The organism is Sporosarcina sp. SAFN-010 (genome assembly GCF_059415065.1).
In genome coordinates this window covers 127627-153556 of record NZ_JBPFDS010000002.1, presented here as the reverse complement: position 1 = coordinate 153556, position 25930 = coordinate 127627, and the positions used below count along the sequence as shown (strand labels likewise).

At 45.1% G+C, this 25930-nt stretch carries 29 protein-coding genes; 25 read left to right on the top strand and 4 right to left on the bottom strand.

Annotated elements, in window-relative coordinates:
- Positions 1-540 precede the first annotated feature (540 nt).
- The 15 genes from upp (at position 541) to ACR65F_RS03575 (ending at position 13964) form a co-directional block, all read left to right on the top strand.
- On the top strand, positions 541-1170 hold the full coding sequence (gene upp, locus ACR65F_RS03645) for a uracil phosphoribosyltransferase (RefSeq protein WP_025785593.1): 630 nt from the start codon (positions 541-543) through the stop codon (positions 1168-1170).
- 41 nt (positions 1171-1211) lie between these two features.
- Complete coding sequence (gene wecB, locus ACR65F_RS03640) at positions 1212-2315, top strand: non-hydrolyzing UDP-N-acetylglucosamine 2-epimerase (RefSeq protein WP_440503438.1); 1104 nt, start codon at positions 1212-1214, stop codon at positions 2313-2315.
- A 764-nt stretch (positions 2316-3079) separates the two neighbouring features.
- The gene (locus ACR65F_RS03635) at positions 3080-3451 is read left to right on the top strand and encodes an ATP synthase subunit I (protein WP_125102530.1); all 372 of its coding nucleotides are present in this window, start codon (positions 3080-3082) and stop codon (positions 3449-3451) included.
- A 29-nt stretch (positions 3452-3480) separates the two neighbouring features.
- Entirely contained in the window at positions 3481-4191 is a 711-nt protein-coding gene (gene atpB, locus ACR65F_RS03630) for a F0F1 ATP synthase subunit A (RefSeq protein WP_125102529.1), read from the top strand.
- Between the two features lie 64 nt (positions 4192-4255).
- A complete protein-coding gene (gene atpE / locus ACR65F_RS03625; RefSeq protein ID WP_116019578.1) occupies positions 4256-4480 on the top strand; it encodes a F0F1 ATP synthase subunit C in 225 nt (74 codons plus the stop codon).
- Positions 4481-4738: 258 nt separating this feature from the next.
- Complete coding sequence (gene atpF / locus ACR65F_RS03620; RefSeq protein WP_082003270.1) at positions 4739-5290, top strand: F0F1 ATP synthase subunit B; 552 nt, start codon at positions 4739-4741, stop codon at positions 5288-5290.
- Entirely contained in the window at positions 5287-5823 is a 537-nt protein-coding gene (locus ACR65F_RS03615; RefSeq protein WP_025785599.1) for a F0F1 ATP synthase subunit delta, read from the top strand. Before atpF ends, ACR65F_RS03615 begins: the two co-directional genes overlap by 4 nt.
- A gap of 27 nt (positions 5824-5850) precedes the next feature.
- A complete protein-coding gene (gene atpA / locus ACR65F_RS03610; RefSeq protein ID WP_039041540.1) occupies positions 5851-7362 on the top strand; it encodes a F0F1 ATP synthase subunit alpha in 1512 nt (503 codons plus the stop codon).
- A gap of 48 nt (positions 7363-7410) precedes the next feature.
- Positions 7411-8268: an ATP synthase F1 subunit gamma gene (atpG, locus tag ACR65F_RS03605; RefSeq protein ID WP_039041539.1), complete on the top strand. Its 858-nt coding sequence runs from the start codon at positions 7411-7413 to the stop codon at positions 8266-8268.
- A gap of 43 nt (positions 8269-8311) precedes the next feature.
- Entirely contained in the window at positions 8312-9727 is a 1416-nt protein-coding gene (gene atpD / locus ACR65F_RS03600; protein ID WP_039041538.1) for a F0F1 ATP synthase subunit beta, read from the top strand.
- A 21-nt stretch (positions 9728-9748) separates the two neighbouring features.
- On the top strand, positions 9749-10147 hold the full coding sequence (locus ACR65F_RS03595; protein ID WP_125102525.1) for a F0F1 ATP synthase subunit epsilon: 399 nt from the start codon (positions 9749-9751) through the stop codon (positions 10145-10147).
- 107 nt (positions 10148-10254) lie between these two features.
- The gene (locus tag ACR65F_RS03590) at positions 10255-10488 is read left to right on the top strand and encodes a DUF1146 family protein (protein WP_369795167.1); all 234 of its coding nucleotides are present in this window, start codon (positions 10255-10257) and stop codon (positions 10486-10488) included.
- Positions 10489-10852: 364 nt separating this feature from the next.
- A complete protein-coding gene (gene murA, locus ACR65F_RS03585) occupies positions 10853-12154 on the top strand; it encodes a UDP-N-acetylglucosamine 1-carboxyvinyltransferase (RefSeq protein WP_039041535.1) in 1302 nt (433 codons plus the stop codon).
- 170 nt (positions 12155-12324) lie between these two features.
- Positions 12325-13272, top strand: a complete 948-nt coding sequence (gene spoIID, locus ACR65F_RS03580; protein WP_039041534.1) for a stage II sporulation protein D — start codon at positions 12325-12327, stop codon at positions 13270-13272.
- A 32-nt stretch (positions 13273-13304) separates the two neighbouring features.
- Complete coding sequence (locus ACR65F_RS03575) at positions 13305-13964, top strand: M23 family metallopeptidase (RefSeq protein ID WP_039041533.1); 660 nt, start codon at positions 13305-13307, stop codon at positions 13962-13964.
- Between the two features lie 252 nt (positions 13965-14216).
- On the opposite strand, the gene ACR65F_RS03570 is transcribed toward ACR65F_RS03575, so the two are convergent.
- The gene (locus ACR65F_RS03570; protein ID WP_440503316.1) at positions 14217-14432 is read right to left on the bottom strand and encodes a hypothetical protein; all 216 of its coding nucleotides are present in this window, start codon (positions 14430-14432) and stop codon (positions 14217-14219) included.
- A 276-nt stretch (positions 14433-14708) separates the two neighbouring features.
- Here ACR65F_RS03570 and ACR65F_RS03565 point away from each other — a divergent pair, with 276 nt between their 5' ends.
- The 8 genes from ACR65F_RS03565 to ACR65F_RS03530 all read left to right on the top strand — a co-directional run bounded on the left by ACR65F_RS03565 (position 14709) and on the right by ACR65F_RS03530 (position 19856).
- A complete protein-coding gene (locus ACR65F_RS03565; RefSeq protein ID WP_039041532.1) occupies positions 14709-14996 on the top strand; it encodes a sporulation transcriptional regulator SpoIIID in 288 nt (95 codons plus the stop codon).
- A gap of 175 nt (positions 14997-15171) precedes the next feature.
- Positions 15172-16167, top strand: a complete 996-nt coding sequence (gene mreB, locus ACR65F_RS03560; RefSeq protein ID WP_039041531.1) for a rod shape-determining protein MreB — start codon at positions 15172-15174, stop codon at positions 16165-16167.
- 50 nt (positions 16168-16217) lie between these two features.
- On the top strand, positions 16218-17054 hold the full coding sequence (locus ACR65F_RS03555; RefSeq protein WP_440503315.1) for a flagellar hook-basal body protein: 837 nt from the start codon (positions 16218-16220) through the stop codon (positions 17052-17054).
- Positions 17055-17090: 36 nt separating this feature from the next.
- The gene (locus ACR65F_RS03550; RefSeq protein WP_440503314.1) at positions 17091-17918 is read left to right on the top strand and encodes a flagellar hook-basal body protein; all 828 of its coding nucleotides are present in this window, start codon (positions 17091-17093) and stop codon (positions 17916-17918) included.
- A 20-nt stretch (positions 17919-17938) separates the two neighbouring features.
- Positions 17939-18385, top strand: coding sequence for a DNA-directed RNA polymerase subunit beta (locus tag ACR65F_RS03545; protein WP_440503313.1), 447 nt, complete (start codon positions 17939-17941; stop codon positions 18383-18385).
- A 37-nt stretch (positions 18386-18422) separates the two neighbouring features.
- Positions 18423-18854, top strand: coding sequence for a 3-hydroxyacyl-ACP dehydratase FabZ (gene fabZ, locus ACR65F_RS03540; RefSeq protein ID WP_039041528.1), 432 nt, complete (start codon positions 18423-18425; stop codon positions 18852-18854).
- A 148-nt stretch (positions 18855-19002) separates the two neighbouring features.
- The gene (locus tag ACR65F_RS03535) at positions 19003-19389 is read left to right on the top strand and encodes a hypothetical protein (protein ID WP_440503312.1); all 387 of its coding nucleotides are present in this window, start codon (positions 19003-19005) and stop codon (positions 19387-19389) included.
- A 71-nt stretch (positions 19390-19460) separates the two neighbouring features.
- Positions 19461-19856, top strand: a complete 396-nt coding sequence (locus tag ACR65F_RS03530) for a hypothetical protein (protein WP_440503311.1) — start codon at positions 19461-19463, stop codon at positions 19854-19856.
- Positions 19857-19904: 48 nt separating this feature from the next.
- Here the strand turns inward: ACR65F_RS03530 and ACR65F_RS03525 are convergent, their stop codons facing one another.
- Complete coding sequence (locus ACR65F_RS03525) at positions 19905-20330, bottom strand: YwpF family protein (protein WP_039041525.1); 426 nt, start codon at positions 20328-20330, stop codon at positions 19905-19907.
- A 260-nt stretch (positions 20331-20590) separates the two neighbouring features.
- On the opposite strand from ACR65F_RS03525, the gene ACR65F_RS03520 reads away from it, so the two are divergent.
- Together ACR65F_RS03520 and ACR65F_RS03515 are read left to right on the top strand one after the other, a co-directional pair.
- Positions 20591-21040 carry a single-stranded DNA-binding protein gene (locus ACR65F_RS03520; protein WP_440503310.1) on the top strand — a complete coding sequence of 150 codons (450 nt, stop codon included), beginning with the start codon at positions 20591-20593 and terminating at the stop codon, positions 21038-21040.
- A 332-nt stretch (positions 21041-21372) separates the two neighbouring features.
- The gene (locus tag ACR65F_RS03515) at positions 21373-21534 is read left to right on the top strand and encodes a hypothetical protein (RefSeq protein WP_197054060.1); all 162 of its coding nucleotides are present in this window, start codon (positions 21373-21375) and stop codon (positions 21532-21534) included.
- A 59-nt stretch (positions 21535-21593) separates the two neighbouring features.
- Here the strand turns inward: ACR65F_RS03515 and ACR65F_RS03510 are convergent, their stop codons facing one another.
- Positions 21594-24335: a DEAD/DEAH box helicase gene (locus ACR65F_RS03510; RefSeq protein ID WP_440503309.1), complete on the bottom strand. Its 2742-nt coding sequence runs from the start codon at positions 24333-24335 to the stop codon at positions 21594-21596.
- Complete coding sequence (locus ACR65F_RS03505; protein WP_440503308.1) at positions 24332-25912, bottom strand: hypothetical protein; 1581 nt, start codon at positions 25910-25912, stop codon at positions 24332-24334. The genes ACR65F_RS03510 and ACR65F_RS03505 overlap by 4 nt, the downstream gene beginning before the upstream one ends.
- Between the last annotated feature and the right edge of the window lie 18 nt (positions 25913-25930).

Sequence of the window (25930 nt, the reverse complement as noted above, 5' to 3'; positions counted from 1 at the left end):
TCACCTCGAGAAACTGCCGATATCCGCCGTCATATTGCCGATTCACATATGCCACCGAGGTAGCTCATAAGCGAAGCGCTACCAATAACTCCCTTAACGCGGTTGAATTGTGTCTCGATGCCGATTAATTCTTCCGTGTTGCCGATTCTTCAAGAGATAGTGCCGATTCTTACTCTGGAGGTGCCGATTCACCTCGAGAAACTGCCGATATCCGCCGTCATATTGCCGATTCACATATGCCACCGAGGTAGCTCATAAGCGAAGCTCTACCAATAACTCCCTTAACGCGGTTGAATTGTGTCTCGTTATCGAGAAATTCTCCTAGGTGAAGAAGAAATGCAAAGATTTGATTGGTAAAGTGCACTACGTGATCGAGAATCAATGACGAGTGTCGTACAATCCGAACCATGTGATTTACAACGCGGAATCGGCACGATATAACCGTGTAAATGTTCCGGAAATTCCAAACTTCACGCTAGACAACCGTTCACGTCATCATTCTGTTATACTGTATTGGACAAAGTAAAAGGAGCGATTTTAATGGCTAAAGTACACGTATTCGATCACCCGCTCATACAGCACAAACTTACATTCATCCGCGACGTAAACACAGGAACAAAAGAATTCCGCGAACTCGTAGACGAAGTTGCAACATTGATGGCTTTTGAAATCACACGAGAACTACCCCTCCAGGAAGTAGACGTTGAAACGCCGGTTTGCATGGCGAAATCGAACGTACTTGCAGGGAAGAAACTCGGAATCGTACCGATTTTACGTGCAGGTATTGGTATGGTAGATGGAATTCTAAAACTAATCCCAGCAGCAAGAGTTGGTCACGTCGGATTATTCCGCGATCCGGAAACTCTTCAACCACACGAGTATTTCGTGAAGTTGCCGTCTGACGTATCGGAACGTGAATTGATTGTCGTTGACCCGATGCTTGCTACAGGGGGAACAGCAGTAGAAGCTGTCAACTCATTGAAAAAACGTGGAGCCAAGCACATTAAATTCATGTGTCTCATTGCGGCTCCTGAAGGCGTAAAAGTATTTACAGATGCACACCCTGACGTGGACGTTTACATCGCAGCACTTGATGAAAAACTCAACGATCATGGTTACATCGTACCAGGACTTGGCGACGCTGGGGACCGTTTGTTCGGAACCAAATAATTGGGGAAGGCGTGAACACTTTGAAACGCAAATGGAAAGTAATGACGATCTTCGGAACGCGTCCGGAAGCTATTAAAATGGCTCCACTCGTTCTCGAATTGCAGAAGCATGAAGAAGAGATTGAATCGATCGTAACTGTAACTGCGCAGCACCGTGAAATGTTGGACCAAGTGCTGAAAACATTCGGCATCAAACCCGATTTTGATCTTAACATTATGAAAGATCGTCAAACTCTTATCGACGTCGCAACACGTGGACTCGAAGGGCTTGATGGGATTATGAAAGAAGCACATCCGGATATCGTACTTGTACACGGTGACACAGCAACAACATTCGTTGGCAGTCTCGCGGCATTTTATAACAAAATTGCAGTCGGACACGTCGAAGCTGGTCTTCGTACATGGGATAAGTACTCTCCATATCCGGAAGAGATGAACCGTCAGCTGACGGGCGTCCTTGCAGACCTTCATTTCTCACCAACGGAGAAATCGGCTCAGAACCTTATTAACGAAGGGAAGCCGGAAGACCGAATCTACATCACAGGGAATACAGCAATCGACGCGTTGCACACAACTGTCGATGACACGTATACGCATCCGATTTTTGAGAAGCTCGGTGATGATCGACTTGTCTTGCTAACAGCTCACCGTCGTGAAAACTTAGGTGACCCAATGCGCAACATGTTCCGCGCCATTAATCGCCTACTCGAAAAACACGATGACATTCAAGTAATCTATCCAGTTCACATGAACCCAGCGGTGCGTGAAGTTGCGGATGAATTGCTAGGGAATAACGATCGGATTCATTTGATTGAACCACTTGAAGTTGTGGATTTCCATAACTTTGCAGCTCGTTCACACATTATCCTAACCGATTCAGGCGGCATCCAAGAAGAAGCCCCTTCTCTCGGCAAACCTGTCATCGTCCTTCGTGATACAACAGAACGCCCAGAAGGGATCGACGCAGGAACACTCAAATTAGCAGGAACCGACGAAGATACAATCTTCAACCTGGCAGACGAACTTCTGTCTGATCAAACTGCATACGAGTCCATGGCAAAAGCGTCCAATCCTTATGGAGACGGACATGCATCTGAACGAATCGTAGAAGCTTTGAAGAAATATCTGAACGAACAAAACAACTAATCGAAATAGATCACATGAAGAGCAGAGGCATACACGCCTCTGCTTTATTTGATTGACCGAGTATAAAAATTCTACCTAACTGCCACACTCTATAGAGTTAGCACTAAAAACAAAGTCTTTTAGCTGATCTTTACTGATAAGAGTCTTGCTATAAAATTGGGGGGATTTACTAATGGATAGGTCAACCGATTGATTTCTTATAGGGAAATGCATATTCAATACCTAAGGAAAACGGCTATCTGATTCAGAAATAAACCCGTGAGCCAGTCTCTTTTTAAAGGAAACTACTAAGGGAATTCCCTAATTTTCAGAAATACAACGATTTACTATGAAAGTGTGACGATTGTTTGACAGTGCCTTTAGTTTGTGAAGAATTTCACGGGAATCAATTGACATCAAAATATCGCTATTGTATGCTTACAGAGGGTAATAATGATAGGGTTTATACATAGATAAATCAGCTGAAACCGCTTGATTTTTTTGGCTAAGTTCTATCATCACTCGTAGCCTATCGCACTTAGGAAATATGGGCATCTGTGCGATACGTTGGACAACGTGTCCTGGTGAATGCCAAGCAGGCGGCACTTTTCTTACCATTCTTAGTCCCGGTCTACCCGAGACATCTGATCAGTAAGTGGTTGCCGTACATCTCGGACAAGCCAATGCGTACCAACCTGCGAACCCGCTCGTTGTTCGACTTGTAAAACGAAAGTCGAACGCTTCAGTTTCTAACTAAACTTATCGTAATAGGAGACTCACCTACCATGCAGACAATGCAGGAAATTTTCGCAAGGCAAAAGAGAGCTCTATTTTTTTTGCTCGCATTGCTGATATTAGGCTGGGCCTTTACGGGAGCGAAGGAGATTTTTGCTGGTCTTTTGCTAGGATTAATCTTCGGATTGTATAATTTCTGGATACTTATCCGTAGAATGGAACAATTCGACAAGAAACTGGATCAGGGCAAAAAGGTTTCGCTCGGTTCGGGATTGCGTTTCGCTTCCGGAGTGGCTGCGGCCGCCATCGCGATGTCGATGCCAGAAAACTTCAATCTGATCAGTACTGTGATTGGTTTGATGATTCCATATGCCCTATTGTTGGTCGATAGGATATTTTATCATGTGAAGCATCAATCTTAAACTGATCACAAAAGGGAGGTGAACGAAACGTGGAACATGCAAATCCGGAACTTGTCCTCTTCGGTATAAGCTTCAACCCGGCTAACATAATGATGCTCTTCGTCACGTGTCTCATCGTTTTCATCATTGCAGTTCTTTCAACACGGAGAATGCAGATGAAACCTACAGGCATGCAGAACTTCATGGAATGGATCATGGACTTCGTGAAGGGAATCATTAAAAACAACATGGACTGGAAAACAGGCGGCCGTTTCCACGTACTCGGCATCACGCTTATTATGTTCGTGTTTGTTGCCAATATGCTTGGTCTACCATTCTCAATCAAATGGGATGGAGCACTTTGGTGGAAATCACCGACAGCCGATCCAGTCATTGCGATGACGTTGGCGGCAACTGTTATTATCTTGACGCACTTCTATGGGGTAAAGATGCTTGGTGTGAAAGGATACTTCAAAACGTATGCTCAACCAATGCCTTTCCTGGCACCGCTCAAGATCATTGAAGAATTTGCAAATACGTTGACACTCGGTCTACGTCTTTACGGTAACATCTTTGCGGGGGAGATCCTGATTGGACTTCTCGCATCGCTCGCAGTGGGCAGCTTTGGTGGATTCATCGGAGCAATCGTTCCTGCACTCGCTTGGCAAGGGTTCTCGGTATTCATCGGGGCAATCCAGGCATTCATTTTCGTTATGTTGACGATGGTTTATATGTCGCACAAAGTGTCGACGGACCACTAAACATAAATCCCGCATGCGGGAACACGCACTACCAAACCAAACAATACTAGGAGGAAATAACACTATGACAGGTTCATTAGGTCTATTAGCAGCAGCTATCGCAGTTGGTCTTGGCGCACTCGGCGCTGGTATCGGTAACGGTTTAATCGTTTCAAAGACAGTTGAGGGGATTGCTCGCCAACCAGAAGCACGTGGCGTTCTTCAAACAACAATGTTCATCGGTGTTGCATTGGTTGAGGCTTTGCCAATCATCGCTACAGTTATCGCTTTCATCGTTATGAACAAGTAATTTACACAGATTTAATTCAGGTAGTTAATGAAACGGATAGGGCCTGGGCTGCCACGCGGTCTTGCCAGCCTGTATGACTCCTTCTATTATCTAACCACTTTATAAGAACGTTAAACAATGGCGAAGAATGGAAAAAGATTTATCCTTCGCCATTCGTTTATGTCAGCGGATATCGAGCGCAACTTGCGTTCGGAACCAATCATTCTAACCAAAACGTTTGTGCAACAAACGTAAGTTTTTGAAGGGAGTGAAACAATCGTGTTTTTGGATACCTTCGTCCTTTTGTCAAGCAATGCTGACTCAGGATTCTTATCCAGCCTGAACCAACGGCTGAACTTAGGTGATATCATTGCAACAGTAGTATTCTTCACACTTCTCATGCTTCTTTTGAAGAAATTCGCATGGGGCCCATTGATGGGGATCATGGATCAGCGTGCTGAAATGATTGCAAACGAAATCGAAGCGGCAGAACAAAGCCGTCTAGACTCACAAAAATTGTTGGAAGAGCAACGCGCTCTTTTAAAAGAAGCACACGCAAACGCGCAGTCAATCGTTGAAAACGCGAAAAAGCAAGGCGAAGCACAGCGTGAGGAACTCATTCAAACGACACGCGCAGAAGTGGGTCGTATGAAAGACAACGCAGCGCTTGAAATCGCAACAGAGAAAGAAAAAGCAATCGCGGCTGTCCGCGAAGAATTCGTTTCTCTTTCTATCATGGCAGCGTCTAAAGTACTCGGCAAAGAAGTATCCGAGGAGGATAACCGCGCATTGATCGAAGAAACGATTGTGAAGGCAGGGGAAGGCCGATGAGCCGTTCTATCGTAGCGGAACGTTATGCTACTGGGCTGTTCAAAGCAGCTCAGGAACAAGGCGTATTACTCGCAGTTCATACTGACGTTCGAGAGCTCCAAGCAGCGCTTAACGACAACAATGGCTTCGGGGAACTTATGAGCTTACCACAACTGTCATTGATCAAAAAACGGGAATTGATTGCTAACATCCTGCCAGGTGCACAAGAGTTATTACTCAATGCACTATACGTGATGCTTGATGCAGATCGTATGGACGAACTTAGCAACGTCCTCGAAGACTTCCACCAGTTAGCAAACGATGCATCCGGTGTTGCGGAAGCGACAGTCTATGCAATCCGTCCACTAACTGAACAGGAAGAAACAGCAATTTCAAGCGCATTTGCTCACAAAGTTGGCAAACAGTCGCTTCAGATTCAAACAATTATTGAACCAAAATTGATCGGAGGCATTCGCCTTCAGATCGGAAACCGAATCTTCGACAGCAGTATTAGCAACAAGCTTGCTAAATTAGAGCGTACGTTGATCGGTTAAAATCTTGAAAGATGAGGGGTGACATACATGGGCATTAAAGCTGAAGAAATCAGCACACTGATTAAGCAGCAGATTGCAGGCTATCAGTCTGAGATGGAAGTTAGCGAAGTAGGTACTGTTCTCGCAGTAGGTGACGGTATCGCCCGTGCTCATGGTCTCGACAATGTCATGGCCGGCGAACTCCTTGAGTTCTCCACAGGTGTACTTGGTATGGCGCAAAACTTGGAAGCGAACAACGTAGGTATCGTTATCCTTGGACCATACAAAGACATCAAAGAAGGCGATGAAGTACGTCGTACAGGCCGTATCATGGAAGTTCCAGTTGGAGAAGCATTGATTGGACGCGTCGTCAATTCACTTGGACAACCAGTGGATGGACTAGGTCCGATTAACACAACAAAAACTCGTCCGATCGAAAGCCCAGCGCAAGGCGTTATGGCTCGTAAATCGGTTGATGAGCCACTTCAGACAGGTATCAAAGCGATTGACGCACTTGTACCAATCGGTCGTGGACAACGTGAATTGATCATCGGTGACCGCCAAACAGGTAAAACTACTGTAGCGATCGATACAATTCTTAACCAAGCAGATCAGGATATGATTTGTATTTATGTAGCAATTGGTCAGAAGGAATCTACAGTTCGTGGTGTTGTTGAAACGCTTCGTGAAAACGGCGCGCTTGACTACACAATCGTTGTAACTGCTTCTGCATCACAACCATCACCACTTCTTTACCTTGCTCCTTATGCAGGTATTACAATGGGTGAAGAGTTCATGTTCCAAGGCAAGCACGTTTTGATCGTCTATGATGATCTTTCTAAACAAGCTGCTGCATACCGTGAGCTTTCGTTGTTGCTACGCCGTCCTCCAGGTCGCGAAGCATACCCAGGAGATGTATTCTACTTACACTCTCGTTTACTCGAACGTGCTGCGAAATTGAACGACTCCCTAGGTGGCGGATCAATCACAGCATTGCCATTCGTTGAAACACAAGCAGGCGATATCTCTGCATACATTCCGACGAACGTAATCTCCATCACAGATGGTCAGATTTTCCTTCAGTCCGATCTATTCTTCTCAGGCGTACGCCCAGCGATCAACGCTGGACTTTCCGTATCCCGTGTAGGTGGATCTGCACAGATCAAAGCAATGAAAAAGGTTGCAGGTACACTGCGTCTTGACCTTGCTGCGTTCCGTGAACTTGAAGCGTTCTCTGCGTTTGGATCATCTCTTGACCCTGCAACTAAAGCGAAACTTGACCGTGGACACCGTACTGTTGAAGTCTTGAAACAAGATTTGAACAAACCGGTTAAGGTTGAACACCAAGTCGTAATTCTTTACGCACTAACTCGTGGATTCCTTGATGATATCCCAGTTAAAGATGTTCTTCGCTTTGAAAGTGAAATCACGATTTGGCTTGAAAGTAACCACACTGACGTATTGGAAACAATCCGTACTACGAAAGGTCTTCCTGCAGATGACGTATTTGCAGCAGCGATCAATGAGTTCAAAAAGAACTTTGCGGTTTCTGGACAATAAGTTAAGTAACGGATTACGGGACTAAAACTAAAAGGTGGTGAATAGCCAATGGCCTCATTACGCGAGGTAGAACAGCGCATTAAATCGACGAAGAGTACACGTAAGATCACGAAAGCGATGCAAATGGTCTCTGCTTCAAAATTGAGCCGTGCGGAAGCAAACGCGAAGAAATTCGTACCGTACATGGACAAAATTGAAGAAGTGGTCGGATCTATCGCTTCTGTCACTCAAAACTCTGGACACCCGATGCTCGTAACTCGCCCAGTCAAGAAGACGGGATATATCATCGTCACATCTGACCGTGGACTTGTTGGAGGATATAACGCCCACATTCTACGTAAAGCGAAACGCGCAATTGAAGCACGCCACGCATCAAAAGATGAAGTCGTGCTCTTCGTAATCGGAAGTAAAGGAACTGAATTCTTTAACCGTCTTGGTTTCGAAGTGGAAGAGAGTCTTGTAGGTGTTACGGATCACCCTTCGTTCGAAGAGATAAAAAACATCGCGAATAAAGCTGTTGGCATGTTCACGGAAGGCAATTACGATGAGTTGTACCTTTATTACAACCATTTCGTCTCCGCCATCTCCAATGAAGCGACGGAACGAAAATTGCTTCCGCTTACTGATCTAGAACCGTCTGGAGTGAGCTCATCTTATGAATTCGAACCTTCTGCGGAAGTGATTCTTGAATCCTTATTGCCGCAATACGCGGAGAGCCTCATTTTCGGAGCGGTCCTAGACGGAAAAGCAAGCGAACATGCTTCCAGTATGACTGCGATGAAGACTGCTACAGATAATGCTACTGATTTGATAGATGACTTGACGCTCATATTCAACCGTGCCCGCCAAGCTGCGATTACCCAGGAAATTACGGAAATCGTTGCCGGCGTTGCAGCGCTCGAATAGGCGTAACGAAAACGAACGTACCAGTACGACAGGAGGGAAAAGCATGAGTAAAGGACAAATTCTTCAGGTAATGGGTCCGGTTGTTGACGTTCGCTTTGCGGATGGACAACTTCCACAGATCTACAACTCCCTGAAAGTCCAAATCAATCGCCCAGGTGCTGAAGCGGAAACGCTCACACTTGAAGTGGCCTTGCACCTTGGAGACGATTCTGTACGTACGATTGCAATGTCCTCTACAGACGGTTTGAGACGCGGCGAAGAAGTAACAGATATGGGCGCGCCAATCTCAGTACCTGTTGGAGACGTTACACTCGGACGAGTATTCAACGTACTCGGTGAGGAAATCGACCTTGGAACGCCACTAGCGGCAGACGTCCAGCGTGATCCGATTCACCGTGAAGCACCATCATTTGAATTCCTTTCTACAAAAGTAGAAATTCTTGAAACGGGTATTAAAGTTGTTGACTTACTTGCTCCTTATATCAAGGGTGGTAAGATCGGTCTCTTCGGTGGTGCAGGTGTAGGTAAAACTGTACTTATCCAGGAATTGATCAACAACATCGCACAAGAACACGGCGGTATCTCGGTATTCGCTGGTGTTGGAGAGCGTACTCGTGAAGGTAACGACTTGTACTATGAAATGACAGACTCAGGCGTTATTAAGAAAACGGCAATGGTCTTCGGTCAAATGAACGAGCCACCTGGTGCACGTATGCGTGTTGCCTTGACTGGTTTGACAATGGCTGAACACTTCCGTGACGAACAGGGCGCTGACGTTCTGCTCTTCATCGATAACATCTACCGTTTCACACAAGCCGGTTCTGAAGTTTCTGCCTTGCTCGGTCGTATGCCATCTGCGGTTGGTTACCAGCCGACATTGGCGACTGAAATGGGTCAGCTTCAAGAGCGTATCACTTCAACTAACAAAGGCTCTGTTACATCGATCCAAGCGATCTATGTACCTGCCGATGACTATACAGATCCAGCTCCTGCAACGACGTTTGCTCACCTTGATGCAACGACGAACCTTGAGCGTAAACTATCTGAGATGGGTATCTATCCAGCGGTGGATCCACTTGCTTCGACATCACGTGCTCTTAGTGCGGATATCGTAGGTAGAGAACACTATGACATCGCAACACAAGTACAACAAACGTTGCAGCGTTACCGTGAACTTCAAGACATCATCGCAATCTTAGGTATGGATGAGTTGAGTGAAGATGACAAGCAGATCGTTGATCGCGCGCGTCGTGTTCAGTTCTTCCTGTCACAAAACTTCCACGTTGCCGAGCAATTCACGGGCCAAAAAGGTTCGTACGTGCCGGTTGCTGAAACTGTACAAGGCTTCAAGGCAATCCTTGAAGGCAAATACGACCACCTTCCTGAAGATGCATTCCGACTTGTTGGACGCATCGAAGAAGTTGTGGCTAAAGCAAAAGAAATGGGCGTAGAAGTCTAATAAAAGGGACCAGGAGGGGAAATTATGAAGATAAAAGTTAATATCGTCACTCCCGACGGCCCTGTCAGCGAAACAGAAGCGGATATGGTGATAGCAGTTACTGAAACGGGTGAGCTTGGTATTTTACCAGGACACATCGCGATGGTAGCTCCACTTGACATCGGCGCACTTCGTCTGAAAAACGGCAATTCAACAGAACATGTGGCAGTAAACGGCGGCTTCTTGGAAGTCCGTCCGGATGTTGTCACAGTGCTTGCCCAAAGTGCGGAACTCGCTTCTCACATTGACGTAGCACGTGCTGAACTTGCGAAACGTAAGGCAGAAGTTGAACTCCAGCAGATTTCGAACAAGCTGGAGCATCAAATGGCTGAACTTAATTTACGTAGGGCCATTAACCGTATTAAAGTTTCCGGCATGTAAGTCGGACGCGAGCAAATCGGACAGAGGAGAATCTTCTGTCCGATTTTTTTTAACGCCAACCAAAAACGTACTTCATCGTTAGAAGTACGCATCGGGAGTAGATGACTATGGACGCACTTGGCGTCAATCCATTATTAGCACTAGGGTCACATATTTTTTTCATCGGGGTATCATTTTTTGCCTTGCAGGCGATTTTACCACAAGCCATCATTCGTAAAAATCGCGTATTTCAAACACAATTATTATTTATTTTGTTGAGTATTGCCATCGGTTCTTCGGTATCAAATTTCTTTTTAGACATATCCTATTGGTCGGAGAGACTTCCTTTCATCTTTGGATGATCCGTCTTATCGCCGCAAAGACAACGGATGCCTCTGGGGCAATGAGACGAATCAGTTCATTAGAATTTGATGAGACAGGTTTACTGAATTCAGCACTGGGGAACAAAGTTGAATGTAACCTCTTTGTAATATGGCAGTCATAAAGAAATTGTAAAATACCCACACAGGACATCCCACCTGTACATAATTTAGATTACAGCTATCTTTTGTCGGAAAGGGTCACAATGGCGCTTGTTAACTGGGGCGTGTCGTTGTACAATGGACTGAGTTTGGATGATTTTTACTAGTATAATTAATGAATTTTGGATATGTAACCTTGTCACGCTTAAGAACGAATTATAACTTTGAGTCGGAGGGGCTTGTTTTGGATAAAATTATTATTAATGGTGGACGACAACTGCACGGTACAGTGCGGGTAGAAGGAGCCAAGAACGCAGTGTTGCCGATACTCGCGGCTGCGTTGCTTGCTACTGAGGGCGTCAATGTCATCCGCGAAGTACCAAATCTTTCGGATGTTCGCACAATTAATGAAGTACTTAAAAGTTTATATGCAAAAACAGAATATAAACCTGAAATTGGCGAGCTAATCATTGATTCCACTGAGACGCTTACGAGTGAAGCGCAATTCGAATACGTGCGTAAAATGCGTGCATCCATTCTGGTAATGGGTCCACTTCTTGCGCGCAATGGTTTTGCACGTGTAGCAATGCCAGGTGGCTGTGCAATTGGATCACGTCCGATTGATCAGCATTTAAAAGGATTCGAAGCAATGGGTGCTGATATCTCGTTTGGACACGGATTTGTTGAAGCACGAGCAAAGAACGGTCTTCAAGGAGCAAAAATCTATTTGGACTTCCCAAGTGTTGGCGCAACTGAGAACATCATGACTGCAGCTGCACTCGCGACAGGAACGACTTTGATTGAAAATGCTGCTAAAGAGCCTGAAATTGTTGACCTTGCGAACTTCATCAACGAAATGGGCGGTAGAGTCATCGGTGCAGGAACGGACGTTATCCGTATCGAAGGCGTCAAAAAGCTAGTCGGTGCAGTTCACAACATTATTCCTGACCGTATTGAAACAGGTACATTCATGGTCGCAGCAGCAATCACAGGCGGAGATGTAACGATTGAAAACGCATTGCCTGAACACAACGCAGCATTGATCTCTAAGCTTCAAGAAATGGGCGTTGTCATTACTGAACTGGACGAAGGACTTCGCATTACAGCGCAGCACCCGTTAAAATCAGTTGACTTGAAAACAATGCCGCACCCTGGTTTCCCAACAGACATGCAGTCACAAATGATGGCACTTATGTTGAAATCAGAAGGTACTGGCGTATTAACAGAAACAGTATTTGAAAACCGCTTCATGCACGTAGAAGAATTCCGCCGCATGAATGCTGACATTAAAATCGAAGGACGTTCTGTCATCATGAATGGTCCGTCAAACTTACAAGGCGCTGAAGTAGCAGCAACCGATCTTCGGGCTGCAGCTGCACTTATCCTTGCTGGACTTGTTGCAGAAGGCGTTACAAGAGTCACTGAACTCATTCACTTAGATCGTGGCTACGTTAACTTCCATCAGAAACTGAAAGCACTTGGTGCAGACATCAGCCGCGTTTCTAGCGAATCTGAAACAGCTGACACAGAAATCGTGCATTCATAATATCGATTAGAGCTGTCCCTTTTGCGAGGGGCAGTTTTTTTGTTTAATTTAATTTTGATTCGCATTATGGGAGTTTATGTCGTTTGGTGTCGTTGTGTATCGAGAGACTCCAATTATGTGAAAGTCAAAAACATCATCATAATTGAAAGATATAGAACATACCATGCAACATGGACAAACGACTATTAGTAGTATTCATCATTTTCCTATTTTTTATACCTGTACTTCTAAACTTGAAGTACAACAGACCACTAGACGCTAAGCCACCCGAGGAAATAGCTTGTGAGACCGAAATTACAGTAGAAGGAGAGGACAAGCCACTGCCGCTCGAAGAGTACATTATCGGAGTCGTCGCTTCTGAAATGCCAGTCGCTTACTCGCTGGAAGCACTTAAAGCACAAGCGATTGCTGCACGCACCTATGCGCTCAAAGAAACGGCAGAAGGCACAAAACCGATCGGTCGGGATGTCACAGCACAAGTCTATTCCAATGAAAAAGATCGTAAAGAACGTTGGGGCAAAAACTTCAAAGAAAACGAAAAAAAGATTCGCCAAGCCGTGGAGGAAACTGCAGGCTCCGTAATCGTACATGAGGAACAAATGATTACTGCCATGTTCTTCTCTACTTCAAACGGTCAAACTGAAACTGCTGAGAATTTTACAGGCAATTCAATTCCATATCTACAAAGTGTAGACAGCCCCGACGAACAAACTGTATCTAAAGAAGTGGAACGAACAGTCGATATGCCTCTTTCTGAGTGGAATAAAAAGCTCGGCACTTCATGGAAAGAAGACGATTTCAGAGCGCTTCAGCTCGTCAGGAATGAGACGGGGCGGGTACAAAGCGTACTATCAGGCACATTCGAAACTAGCGGCCGCGAAGTTCGGGAAAAACTAAAACTTCCATCTACGGACTTCAATATAGGATTCGATGTGGCCAATGAAATTGTCCACATTACTACAAAAGGATACGGTCACGGCGTTGGCATGAGCCAAAATGGAGCTGAAGCTTATTCGAAAAAGGGATGGACCGCAGAACAGATCGTGAAACACTACTATACCGGCACAGAAATAAAAACTTTTGAAAAATCGAAAGAGGAATGTTTAAAAAATCCTTAACTTGCAGAGAATAGCGAGTGAGGTGATCATAAATGAGAGAAGAAAAAAAACCGAACGCCCCTTCTCAGAAAAACAAGAGCACGAAAAGCAACTGGTTCTGGCCATCTATCTATGCAAGCTTCGCCCTGTTGTTCGTTGGAATGGTATGGGGATATAATGCATTGACGAAACCAGACGCCGGTGAGCAGGCAGCTGTAGACAAAGAAAAGGCTAAAGAAGAAGTCACGTTGGAAACAAACGCATCAAACGAACAACTGAAATATCCGTTTGACGAAGAAATTCTTGACCAAGTTGCAATTATTCAAGACTTCTATGATGCAAAAGCTGACGCATCCAGTCGTGAAAACGCACTACTCGTATTTAAACAGACATACGTTACAAACGAAGGTGTGACGATTGCAGTCGACGGCAAACCGTTCGAAGTACTCGCGGCGATGAGTGGAAAAGTGGAACAAATTGTCTCGGATCCATTCAAAGGCAGTGAAATTGTCATCTCTCACAAAGATGGCTTGAAAACGATCTATCGTTCCGTCACTGGCATTCTCGTAAAAGAGGGTGACGAGATTCAGCAGGGTGAAGCCTTAGCGCAAACTGCAGAAAACGAATGGAACCCATCAGCGGGCGTCCATTTGCACTTCGAAGTCCAAAAAGACGACGTAGCTGTGAATCCCCGTTCCTTCTTGGCCTTTTAAATAACTCGTTGAGCCAACCTGCCACCTCCCGGCAGGTTTTTTTGTGCTCATAAATCGGTAGTGATGGTGAGAGTTGTGAAAGTGATTGTAGCTCATGGGAAGTGCTCATAAATCTGAGAAAGTGATCATAACTCGAGGGAAGTGCTCATAAATCTGAGAAAGTGATCATAACTCGTGGAAAGTGCTCATAAATCTCGAAAAGTGATCATAACTTATGGAAAGTGCTCATAAATCTGAGAAAGTGATCATAACTCATGTGAAGTGCTCATAAATTCCAGAAAAGTGATCATACACCCCTCCTGAGACCTGATCCAACTGAAATAACCACCCAATAAAACCTTTAAAGCAGTTGAATTGTGTCTTGATTCCGATTAATTCTCTGGTTTTGCCGATTGTGCGGTTCATCCTTCCGATTCTTCGCCCAATAATTCCGATTCCACTCCACGTAATTCCGATTCCATTAAACATCTTTCCGAATCCCACAAATAGTGGGAATGAATTTCCTGAAAACAGTTGAATCGTGTCCCTATTCCGATTGATTCTACTATGTGATAGAAAAGTGCAAAGAATTGATTGGTAAAGTGCACTCTTTGATCGAGAACTTGAACCAAGTGTCGTAGAAAACGCAAAAACTGATCGAGAAACATGCCCGGGCGTTAAGAAGACCTCAAATACAAAGGAATAGCGCACCGTTCCTTCGCATACAGTGAAAGAACAAATGGACTGACGGGAAAGGAAGAGGGTGTGCACGAACAAATTCGGAGGCGCTGCGTTCGCCTCGGCAACCTGCTCATCGAAACTGGCCTCACTGTGAGAGCGCTCGCAAAAGCGACGGGGTATTCCAAAAGCACTGTACACAAAGACCTGACAGAGCGTCTACCTAATATAGATGCTCATCTATCTGAGGAAGTTGCAAAAGTCCTGGCCTATCACAAATCGATAAGACATTTACGAGGCGGTGAAGCCACGCGTCAAAAATGGAAAATTGAACAACGCAAACTAAATGAATCAGCAGCAACAGAAACGGACTAGCGACTAACGCAGTCCGTTTTTTTGTGCCGTTGATAAAAACCGAACTAACCGGCTTCGAACCGTCACAAAGCACGGGAAATAGCGATTTTTTATGTTCTTTTTCGGAACACTGTGATAAAATGTTAAGTTAGGAGAGCATGTAAACTGTTGAAAGAATGGAAGGGGCAGGGATGAGATGTTTGCGAAAGATATCGGCATTGACCTGGGAACGGCAAATGTATTAATACATGTAAAAGGAAAAGGGATTCTACTGAACGAACCATCTGTCGTTGCAGTCGACACTAAAACGCGTGAATTAATAGCGGTCGGAGAAGAAGCGAGACTGATGATTGGGCGAACCCCTAGTAATATCCAGGTAATGCGACCATTGAAACACGGTGTCATTGCTGATTTTGATAGTACTGAAGCAATGCTTAAAGGTTTCATTGATCGCCTGAATGTCAAAGGCTGGTTTTCTAAACCGCGCATCTTGATCTGCTGTCCCACTGACGTTACAAGTGTGGAGCAGAAAGCCATTAAAGAAGCTGTCCAAAAATCAGGTGGCCGACAAGTGTTTCTTGAAGCCGAGCCTAAAGTGGCTGCAATCGGAGCCGGAATGGACATTTATCAACCTAGTGGAAACATGGTTATCGATATCGGAGGCGGCACAACAGATGTCGCGGTTCTTTCCATGGGAGACATTGTCACATCCGAATCCATTAAAATTGCAGGCAATACGTTCGATCAAGACATCATCCAACATATAAAAAAGAATCATAAGCTATTAATTGGTGAACGCACTGCGGAAACCATCAAAATGACCGTAACATCCGTCTTCCCGGACAGTCACGATGAGAAGATGGACATTCGTGGACGCGATATGGTTTCAGGACTGCCTAGAACTGTCACAGTCGATTCAAAGGAAATCACAAAAGCGATAGAAGAATCTATTGCCTGGATCCTCCACGCGGCTAAAAATGTTCTGGAGAAAACACCACCCGAACTATCTGCAGATATCATTGATAGAGGCATCATCTTAACTGGGGGCGGCGCGCTCCTTCGGGGACTGGACCAACTGCTCGCAGAAGAATTGAAAGTACCTGTTTTCATAGCAGATGACCCACTTGGGTGTGTCGCTAAAGGGACAGGCATTATGCTGAATAGCTTAGACAAAAAACGAAGTAAAACTTAACGCAGAGCCACTGGATCATTTGCAACACACCTAAAAAGGAGGCGGGGCTCATGTTCCGTGGATTTTATACAGCAGGATCTGGAATGATCGCGCAACAGCGCAGAACAGAATTACTTTCTAACAATATGGCCAATGCCAACACTCCAGGCTTTAAAACAGATCAATCATCCATAAGATCATTTCCTGAAATGTACTTATCTAACCTGGAAACTACGAAAGTGCCAGTCCAAAATAGCTTTCAAATGAAAGGCATGAATCCGATTGGTGCCCTTTCAACAGGGACGTATTTACAAGAGACCATGCCACTATTCACCCAGGGACAACTACGGCAAACGGAATTGACAACGGACATCGCACTTGTCGACGGAACTTTACCTGTCAATCCTGAAACGGGCCAACCTGGCGCCGTTTTCTACACGCTCGAAGGTTCAGATGGTGAACGTGCTTATACGAAAAGTGGAAACTTCGCTTTGAATCCGGAAGGCTTTCTAACGACTTCTGCGGGAAATTATGTGCTCGATCAGAATGGTCAACGCATCCAATTGCCAAATGATGACTTCCAAGTTACGGAAGACGGCATTATCAAATACGGTGAAATGGTAGCAGAAACTCTCGGAATCGGCTACGCAGCGAATCCCGAAACGCTTGTTAAACGTGATAACGGACTGTTTTATGCGCAGCAAGATTTGCCAGACGCAAATGGTGCTCAAGGGGTTAGTTACGCATTTAAACAAGGGTTCATCGAGCAGTCGAACGTAGATGCATCGCGAACGATGACGGATATGATGACCGCTTACCGAGCATTTGAAGCTAATCAGAAAGTGTTGCAAGCTTATGACCGCAGTATGGAAAAAGCGGTCTCGGAAATTGGTCGTGTCAATGGATAATCGCAAGCTTCGCATAAGCGAAAGGAGTCAAACTAAATGATTCGTACGATGACAACAGCTGTCAATACGATGAACCAACTGCAAAGTAATCTGGATATCATCGGAAATAATTTATCCAATATAGGAACAAACGGTTACCAATCCAATCAGGCGAGTTTTCAGGAGATGTTGTATCAGCAATTCAACAATGACAAAGCGGATACAGCACCACGACAATCACCTGAAGGTATCCGCTACGGCGTCGGCGCAATGCTGGGTCAAACGCAAATGAACTGGAAAGTGGGAACCTTGCAACAAACAGGAAGAAATCTCGATTTCGCACTCACTGAACCAAAACAATATTTCAACGTAATTGTTCAAGGCGCAGATGGTCCTGAGACGGTGTATACACGTCAAGGGAACTTCTACCTTTCTCCAGGTCAGGGAAACCAAGTGGCGCTTGTTGACGGCGAAGGAAATGCTGTTGCAGATCGTGCTGGCAATGCGATCACGTTCAATGGACCTGTAGATTCAGTTGAGCTGAAATCGGACGGCACTCTGGTTGCAAATTCGGCAAATGGAACAGACCAGACAGTTGAATTGGCAGTTACTCTAATTGAGCGACCTAACCTGATGACACGACTGTCCTCGACACATTTGACACTTCCAGCTAATTTGGAAGAATTAAATGTAACTGAAGCCGATATTTTAACAGAAATTACTGGCCCGGAAGTCGGTATACAGCAAGGAGCTCTTGAAGGGTCCAATGTTGACTATCAGAAAGAAATGACAGACCTCATCAATGTCCAGCGAGCGTATCAATTCAACTCACGTACGGTTTCTATCGCTGATCAGATGCTCGGCCTGGTCAATAATATCCGGTGAGCTAAGTGGGGAGTATTGATATGACAGATGAAAAAAGAAATACAGACATCCCGTCCCATTCGTCTTCCGAGCCGAATAAACCAGCTGCAAAAAGTCGGACGGACGCTCGAGCAACCCATGCCGCAACGGCTCAATCCGCATCGGACAGCAAGCATGTAACGCGCAGTAAGAGAAAAGCTGAAGAGAAACCCGTGAAAAAAGAAGAAGCTGTACAAAAAACACGGACAAAGCGTAAAGAGAAAATGGAAACGGAAGAACTGACTGAGACAAAACCAGTTCGCTGGGTACAAATCCGCATCCTTCCTATATATGTGCGCGTCATTTTAGTAATTCTGTTACTGATAGTTGCTGCAGTCCTCGGTGCGGTTATTGGATTTAGCATCCTGGGTGACGGTGCCGCAAGCGATATCTTCCAAAAAGACACGTGGGCACATATTTTTGATATCATGAGTGGAAAAGAGAAGTAAACGATAGACTAGAGGGAAACCTAAAAGGAGAATTACTATGCTGACAGCTGAACAAATCCAAGCTATCATTCCGCATCGCTACCCATTCCTATTGGTCGACCGAATTCTTGAAGTTGAAGAAGGCGTGCGTGCAGTTGGGATAAAAAACGTAAGCATTAACGAAAACTACTTTAACGGTCACTTCCCGGGGTATCCGGTTATGCCTGGCGTACTGATTGTAGAAGCACTAGCGCAGGTCGGTGCCGTTGCGATTTTGCAAAAAGAAGAGAATAAAGGCCGTCTTGCATTTTTTGCAGGAATTGATAATTGCCGATTCAAGCGACAAGTCGTTCCTGGAGACGTAATCCGACTTGAAGTGGAAATCACACGTATGCGTGGTTCCATTGGTAAAGGCAAAGCAAAAGCAACTGTCGAAGGTGAGATAGCTTGTGAAGCGGAAATCACATTCGCACTAGGTGCAAAAGAGTGATTTTTAGTTAAAAGTTGCATTTGGCAGAAAAATCCGCTAAAATTTTATATATTGTGTTTACACACTTTGGCAAGTGCGATTATGCACAAAAAGCCAATCAAACATGCAGATACCTTAGCATGTACATCGTGGGAGGTACTAAACAAGAATGTTCAAAAGTCTTTCACCCAACCTAAAGAGTAGCATCACGAGGTCCATTACACAGACCTTTGAACAATACATGACGGAGATCGAATGGAACCCGGACCGCTATGACATGGCAGACTTCATGAAGCGATGGAGCGAGTACATTACAGAAAAAGCGCTTTGGTATGAAAAAATTCCAGATGACGTCAAACACGCAACTCAATTTCATGAGGAAATTGCAGTTCGTATCAATGAAGTCATTCAAAAAGTGCTAAGTGAGCCGCCTTCTGAAGAGCAGATTGCGACAATTCAACAATTGCAGGAGACGCTCAACACACAATATTTCTATGAGTGTAAAGCTGAAGCTGCATTTGTAGAAGCTGAGTTGAAAAAACGTCAGAACGTATAAAAAATAATGGATAGTTCCTTCTTTTCAAGCCAAGCTATGTTGGATAGCTATTTGAAAGGAGGGAATTTTTCATGTTGAAGAAAGTATTGCCAGCAGCACTTGTTGCAGGTTTCGTACTGGCTGGATGTGGTACCAACAACGACGACATCCCAGACAAAAACGAGACACCGATGGAAGATTTGAACGACGGTATGGACGAGCGGGCACGTGACTGGACCCCGGATATGGAGGGCGATGCGCCTAACGGTACGACAGGTCCGAATCTTGATGGACTGGAAGACGATGGGATGAATGACGGTGTCATGAATCGCGATGGCGTTGAAGACAATACGCTAGAAGGAACTGGCAATGGAGAAGGCGGTACGATGGGAGAAAATAGCACACCTGGCGGCGGGAATAGCGCAGGAACTGGCAACAACGGTGGATCTCCAAAGAAAGATGATAAAGGTATGTCAGGCGAGAAATAATGCAAATAAAAACCACGGGTTGAACATTCCCGTGGTTTTTGCATGTCGTTATTTCTTTTTTAAACGAGGTCTTGCGCGCATGTCGCTTTCGAATCGTTCTAGCAGTGCTTGCCCTTCAAAACCGAGATCCAATAACTCACTCAGTAACTGTTCAGCATATTCTGAACGCTGACGCTTTAATCGACCTTTCAATAAGACGGAAACACGATCTCCAATCTCATGAACGGTGTCGACTGCAAGAACGAAGGCAGCAGGTTCATTTTCAGGATAAGAAATTACTACTTTTGCTTCAATGAGTGCCTCCTCATCCTTCAATTTTACAAAGCGTTCTTTATACTCCATGTCCAAAAACATCTCTAAAATCCACATGCGATGGCTGTTCTCTTGGTTAATAATGATACCATCCAGCATGGGCAAATAATCTGCTACATCCCCAGTCAGCAGACCGAAGGAAATCATTTTAAACGTTTTCATCCCGTCCAAATCCCCCTTTTTTCCCCAGTATACCACAGACGGTTCAATCTCTTAAAAATATGGGCAAAGCCGAATTATCATTAAATGAACACAATTCAAAAGCACCGTCACCTAAGCGGTTCCACGCAGAACTTACAAAACCTCCTAGTTCAAACTTCAATTTCAACAATGGAATAACCTCCAAATGTGGGAAATGTACATTTGTTTAATCCGGAGCTTGTCCGTATGATGAAAGCAATTCAAAGAGAGGAGGGAACTAGGTGAATCATGTGGCACTTGTCGGTAGACTGACGAAAGATCCAGATATTCGAAAGATAGGAGATGGGCGGATGCAAGCCAGCTTCACTCTCGCTGTCAATCGTAGTTTTAAAAACCAGCAAGGTGACATCGATGCGGATTTTATTCTCTGTAGCATTTGGGGACGTACCGCAGAAAACACCGTAAAACATTGTGGAAAAGGATCTCTGGTAGGTGTAAGTGGACGTATTCAAACGCGTTCGTATGAGCGTGAAGACAGAACCCGCGCATTTGTAACAGAAGTAGTGGGAGATGATGTCCGATTCCTGGTGACGAAGAAACCATCTTCGGAAGTACGTGCGGAAAGTAGCCAATCGCAAGTAGCATTGGCGAATTCACAAAGCAACTCCGCTGCCGATCATTTTGAATTACCTACACAAAAAAACGAAAAAGAAACGTTACCAATCTTCTAATTGGGTTGTCCAGAAACATCGGACATGTGACAGAATAGGAGGAATGATAACTAGATAACTGTGCGCGCAGTGCCCGTGGAGAGCGGCTCGTACAAATGATGAGGGAAGAATGATTAGGTAGTAGGGGGTTTTTGAGGAGTGGGGATTCCTTTAGACCCTCGATAGTAAGTTAAGCAAAGGTTGTTAAAAGTGATCAGGCACGACTAACAACTCAGCAGTACGTAAGAGGAGTGGTGGTTTCAACCATCAAATAACCGCTATTTTGCCGTCGGGTCAGAAGAGACCGCTTCTTGGTGATCCGGCTGCGAAATTGCTTAAAAGGAGAGAATTATATGGAATCCCAACAAAAAATAATTCTGCGTATGGAATTGCAAATTGGACAGCTAATCCGATTGGTAGCAAATTTAAACGAACGGTTAGACGTGGTGGAGCAGGAACAGAAAGAGTATGAGCTACACAGGGTATTGCAGATCAAGCGAATCAGTCACGTCTAACTGCGTCTTTACATAAAAAACCGCAAACCACAGTGTGATTTGCGGATGAAAAGTATAGGTTAGCCGAATGATAGTAAGTCGTCCAGTTCTCGATCAGATAGCTCTGTTAGCCACTGGCTGGACTGGATCAGATCTGCAGACAGCGCGGCCTTCTCTTCAAGCATTTTATCAATTTTTTCTTCTATCGTCCCAATGGTCACGAATTTATGGACATGCACGAACTTCTCCTGACCTATACGATATGCACGGTCGGTCGCTTGGTTTTCTACAGCAGGGTTCCACCAACGATCCGCATGCAAGACGTGATTCGCAGCCGTCAAGTTCAGCCCTGTTCCACCCGCTTTCAAGGATAGGATGAAAATCGGGAATTCCCCTTTTTGGAACGCTTCGACCAGGTGATCACGCTGACCCTTCGGCATACTTCCTGTCAGGAAAGGTACTTCGTATCCATAAAGCTCGGCCAAACATTGTCGTATGAGTTGCCCCATTCCGATATACTGAGTAAAGATCAAGCATTGCTCGCCATTGCTAGCTATCTCAGCAGCCAATTTCACAATTCGCTCCAGTTTGTCAGATCTCGACAACATTTCATCAGCTTGCGTAAAAGGTTCTTTCAAGAACAGAGCAGGGTGATTACACAATTGCTTCAATCTACTCAACATCTTCAAAATGAGCCCTTTCCGCTCAAAGCCAGAAAGTGTCTGTAACTTGAACTTCGTATCTTCAATAAAACTCTCATAAACTGCAGCTTGTTCACTTGTAAGTGGCACATACTCATTTTGCTCTAGCTTCTTCGGTAAATTGAGCTGTAAGTCTGGATCACTTTTCGTTCTTCGTAACAAGAATGGGTGGATTTTAGAACGCAGACGACTTTTTGTCCGTTCGTCATCATCCCGCTCAATTGGAATAATGTAGTCATCCGTGAATTTCCGGAAACTACCGAAATATCCTCGATGGATGAAGTCGAAAATTGCCCATAACTCCGCAAGTCGGTTCTCGATCGGCGTCCCCGTCAACGCGATATGATGACCACCCCGAAGTTTCCGAATCGCTCGAGATTGCTTCGTTTGCATGTTTTTAATATTTTGCGCTTCATCCAACGTGATGCTCGCAAAAGGAAATTCAATGAGAAAATCACTATCTTGAGTTGCTGTACCGTAAGTCGTCAGCACGACATCAGGTTTTTCCTGTGCTAGAAATGCGCTGAACTGGTCTTCCTTCAAGCGACCGGGTCCATAGTGCATGGCCGCTTTTAGCGAAGGCGCAAAACGTTCCAATTCTTTTTGCCAGTTACCAAGCACACTGGTCGGACAAATGATGAGTGACGGTGTCGCGTCCGGTTGGGAATGCACTTTAAGCAAATAACTGATAAGCTGAACCGTTTTACCGAGTCCCATATCATCGGCAAGGCAAGCACCGAAATGCTGCTCTCGCATGAACATGAGCCAGTTGAATCCTTCCTGTTGGTATGGGCGCAGTTCAGTTTGCAACTGTTCAGGAATTTGAACGTGGGGTAACCCCTTTTTATCCATTACCTGATCTACATATTGACGCAGAGACTTTTGCATTGTGAACGCAAGTAGTGGATCTTCTTCAAACTCATCGTCTTCGCTTGGCACAATCTCTTCAGGGAGCTCTTGGAACAGTAAATCTTTCACAGTCCACTCCCCATTATCCGCTTGCTCCATCAACTCTTTAATCCGCTTCAACCAAGTCGGATCGATATGAAACCATTCGTCTCCAGTACGGATGAATTCACGGTTTTCATCCACCATTTTCTGAAACGTATCCCGGTCGATGTCGTTGCCAGCAAGTGAGAAACTCCAGTTAAACGAAAGGACTTCGTCTAACCCGGCGGCAGATTTGTATGACTGAACACCTGCATCTGTGCGTATTTTCATCTTCGTCTCAGTCACGCTTTTCAGCCAAGAAGGTAGGAGTACTGCAAGTCCGAACGATTGGAATAACGGCAAGTCATGCTGGATGAACATCCGGACTTCGGGATCACTCATCGGCATATGGAGAAACGTATCTTCAATCTCAGGCTCGATGGATTGTAGAAACGAAATCATTTCGGATTGTTGTTCCATAATGGCGGCAGCATATGGCTTCCACTTCGCGGGCAGCGCACTTTCAATAGAAGTATTCAGTTTCGATTTTGCAGGCAACCATTGTGTTCCGCGTTCATTCAATATAACCGTTTCCAGTAACCAATCTTCAGTCCGCTCCGAATCAGGTTCAGTCAGTCGGAGTGCAGGTCGTACTGGAATGTCGGATTTTGTCTCACCTGGCCAGCCGTAAGCTTTTAAATGAGGCAACAAAGCAGGTACCATATCCGCACGAACACCAAGCGTTTGAAATTTGCTGGCAATTGCTTGTTTTGTCAAGAGAGCAGCGGATTCCGACATTCCTGCTGCGTCACCGGCAAAGCGAATAACTTCCTCCGCGTCTGGTTCTGTATAGGACCACAAATCCTTAGAATGCCAAAGTGAAGCAGCTTCTTCAGCTGCTTCTAACTTAGCGACGTCCTGTTCGGTTGCGCCCGTAAACTCAATAAATGGGTGGCGGTTTCCGCTCAATGCTTGGACCCACTCATGGGGATGCAAAATGACAGTGTCATCCTCAATAGGGACCATCAAACCGAACAATGACGTATCATCGGCGAAGAAGAAAAAGGAGACAAGGCGATCAGCAGGTATGGAGGTTCCGTAGTCATCTGCAGCTGAAATCGCAAAGTTGCCACGATCTGTTGGCTGGATGGTCAGTTGTAACTCACGTGCAAGTCGATGTGCTGATCTCATAATTCAAGATTCCCCCTCTCCATTTCTTCAATTAACGCGCGTAGGCGACGGTATTTATCTCGCACTGTTCGAATATAGCGGTTCCAAAATTCGGTATGACCACTCTTTTTGCAAGCAGTACGCATACGTTTAAACAGTTTAACAGCCCGACGGTAGCTCAATCGATTCTTTTCCGCTATGAATTGCTGAGCATAATCATGTAACAAAGGAAGTGCAGCTACAGGTTGCTCAGCCAACACGATTTTTAAATCAGCTTGTTCGACACTGTCATAAGGTACGTTATACCGATGCAAAAGTGCCGCCCATTCTTGATATCTTCGACGTTCGATCAGAAAATCGGAATAACGTGGTATCCCGATTTTACCGTACATCGCAAACACGGCTTCCCGCTCATCATCAGAAAAATCACCGCTCGCAAGGAGCATATCGATTTCATGTGCAGCCGCAAGCTGTTCACTCCGACTTTTCTTTTGACTGAAATACCCTTCAATGGAGGGATAAAGTCCACGAGCAATCGAAGCGGCAGTAGGTGCAAGCGCCTCAGCCAACGCAAACTTCGCAAGCATCATCCAACTTCCGAAATCAGGCTGTTCTTCTTCAGCAAGAGCGCTTTCCAGCACGTCCCCGCGTCCTTCGATTATCGCGAAATACATTGCAAACAGACGAGCATCAGCAGAAGCGTCTTGAGCTAGCTGCTGTTTCTCTGCATCTCTCTCGTTCCGATCAACAAAAAGCTGTCCCCAAATAGCTTCATAAATGCGGAAGCGATAAGGGAATAAGCCTGTCTGATGGATACAAACAGAGTGGACGAGCTCTTTCAAACGTTTCATGAAGGGATCCGTTTCAAATAACTTCGGTTTGTTACTGAAAGTCCCCGCTAATTTTTCTATATCGGAAATTTGGTCATTCAGCCATGTGGTGATTTGCCAAGTTCCATAGGAATGCTGGGAGTTACTCGATGAAAGTATTGAAGAACCGTACTCGAAAGCCGCATCGACTAGGTGAAGACGGTAGAATAATTCGAACAGTGGCTTCCACTCGTATTCAAATGGCATGAGTGGTTTAACGCGATTCTCAATTTCTGCACATTCATATGTGAACACAGAAGAGTTAGTCGATAAGGTAAGTTTACGAAGAGGCGCGGTCACTCGAGTCAAGACGGCATCCCACGCTTCTGGTGTGCGATCGGTAACTTTCAAAGCAAGTTGCTCTTTTTCAGACGTTCTCCATTCTTGGAACCACTCCGTTAATGAATGGAACTGTGAGTATAAGTCAAATACGACCGTAAGTTGGTGAACACACCGACCCTTACGACCACATGTGCAACTCAAGGTTTGCTCTTCAAACGAAAACCGCACAAATTCCGAAGCTCGATCATTGAGTTGAGCGAGCACTTCTCCGTCATCTTGCGAATAACGATACGAAGAAATAGCACCCCTTCGAACAGCAGTAATAGCGTTTCGGATGAGCTCCGACTGATCCGGACTATCCGGGCGAAATGTATAGTGGACATCATTCATCATCTTTTCGATTTCTCGTTCATGCAAATACGAAATACGTTCTGCAGCGACGCGCAAAATAAAACCACTCCCTAG

What these genes read in the sequence shown, in the direction of transcription:
- atpA (WP_039041540.1), top strand. Translation starts at nt 5,851, where the DNA reads ATGGGCATTAAAGCTGAAGAAATCAGCACACTGATTAAGCAGCAGATT.
- ACR65F_RS03635 (WP_125102530.1), top strand. Translation starts at nt 3,080, where the DNA reads ATGCAGACAATGCAGGAAATTTTCGCAAGGCAAAAGAGAGCTCTATTT.
- atpG (WP_039041539.1), top strand. Translation starts at nt 7,411, where the DNA reads ATGGCCTCATTACGCGAGGTAGAACAGCGCATTAAATCGACGAAGAGT.
- ACR65F_RS03570 (WP_440503316.1), bottom strand. Translation starts at nt 14,432, where the DNA reads ATGTTTAATGGAATCGGAATTACGTGGAGTGGAATCGGAATTATTGGG.
- ACR65F_RS03525 (WP_039041525.1), bottom strand. Translation starts at nt 20,330, where the DNA reads ATGAAAACGTTTAAAATGATTTCCTTCGGTCTGCTGACTGGGGATGTA.
- mreB (WP_039041531.1), top strand. Translation starts at nt 15,172, where the DNA reads ATGTTTGCGAAAGATATCGGCATTGACCTGGGAACGGCAAATGTATTA.
- upp (WP_025785593.1), top strand. Translation starts at nt 541, where the DNA reads ATGGCTAAAGTACACGTATTCGATCACCCGCTCATACAGCACAAACTT.
- atpD (WP_039041538.1), top strand. Translation starts at nt 8,312, where the DNA reads ATGAGTAAAGGACAAATTCTTCAGGTAATGGGTCCGGTTGTTGACGTT.
- ACR65F_RS03550 (WP_440503314.1), top strand. Translation starts at nt 17,091, where the DNA reads ATGATTCGTACGATGACAACAGCTGTCAATACGATGAACCAACTGCAA.
- ACR65F_RS03575 (WP_039041533.1), top strand. Translation starts at nt 13,305, where the DNA reads ATGAGAGAAGAAAAAAAACCGAACGCCCCTTCTCAGAAAAACAAGAGC.
- ACR65F_RS03510 (WP_440503309.1), bottom strand. Translation starts at nt 24,335, where the DNA reads ATGAGATCAGCACATCGACTTGCACGTGAGTTACAACTGACCATCCAG.
- ACR65F_RS03590 (WP_369795167.1), top strand. Translation starts at nt 10,255, where the DNA reads ATGGACGCACTTGGCGTCAATCCATTATTAGCACTAGGGTCACATATT.
- ACR65F_RS03615 (WP_025785599.1), top strand. Translation starts at nt 5,287, where the DNA reads ATGAGCCGTTCTATCGTAGCGGAACGTTATGCTACTGGGCTGTTCAAA.
- ACR65F_RS03530 (WP_440503311.1), top strand. Translation starts at nt 19,461, where the DNA reads ATGTTGAAGAAAGTATTGCCAGCAGCACTTGTTGCAGGTTTCGTACTG.
- atpE (WP_116019578.1), top strand. Translation starts at nt 4,256, where the DNA reads ATGACAGGTTCATTAGGTCTATTAGCAGCAGCTATCGCAGTTGGTCTT.
- ACR65F_RS03545 (WP_440503313.1), top strand. Translation starts at nt 17,939, where the DNA reads ATGACAGATGAAAAAAGAAATACAGACATCCCGTCCCATTCGTCTTCC.
- ACR65F_RS03555 (WP_440503315.1), top strand. Translation starts at nt 16,218, where the DNA reads ATGTTCCGTGGATTTTATACAGCAGGATCTGGAATGATCGCGCAACAG.
- ACR65F_RS03515 (WP_197054060.1), top strand. Translation starts at nt 21,373, where the DNA reads ATGGAATCCCAACAAAAAATAATTCTGCGTATGGAATTGCAAATTGGA.
- ACR65F_RS03535 (WP_440503312.1), top strand. Translation starts at nt 19,003, where the DNA reads ATGTTCAAAAGTCTTTCACCCAACCTAAAGAGTAGCATCACGAGGTCC.
- fabZ (WP_039041528.1), top strand. Translation starts at nt 18,423, where the DNA reads ATGCTGACAGCTGAACAAATCCAAGCTATCATTCCGCATCGCTACCCA.
- wecB (WP_440503438.1), top strand. Translation starts at nt 1,212, where the DNA reads ATGACGATCTTCGGAACGCGTCCGGAAGCTATTAAAATGGCTCCACTC.
- spoIID (WP_039041534.1), top strand. Translation starts at nt 12,325, where the DNA reads ATGGACAAACGACTATTAGTAGTATTCATCATTTTCCTATTTTTTATA.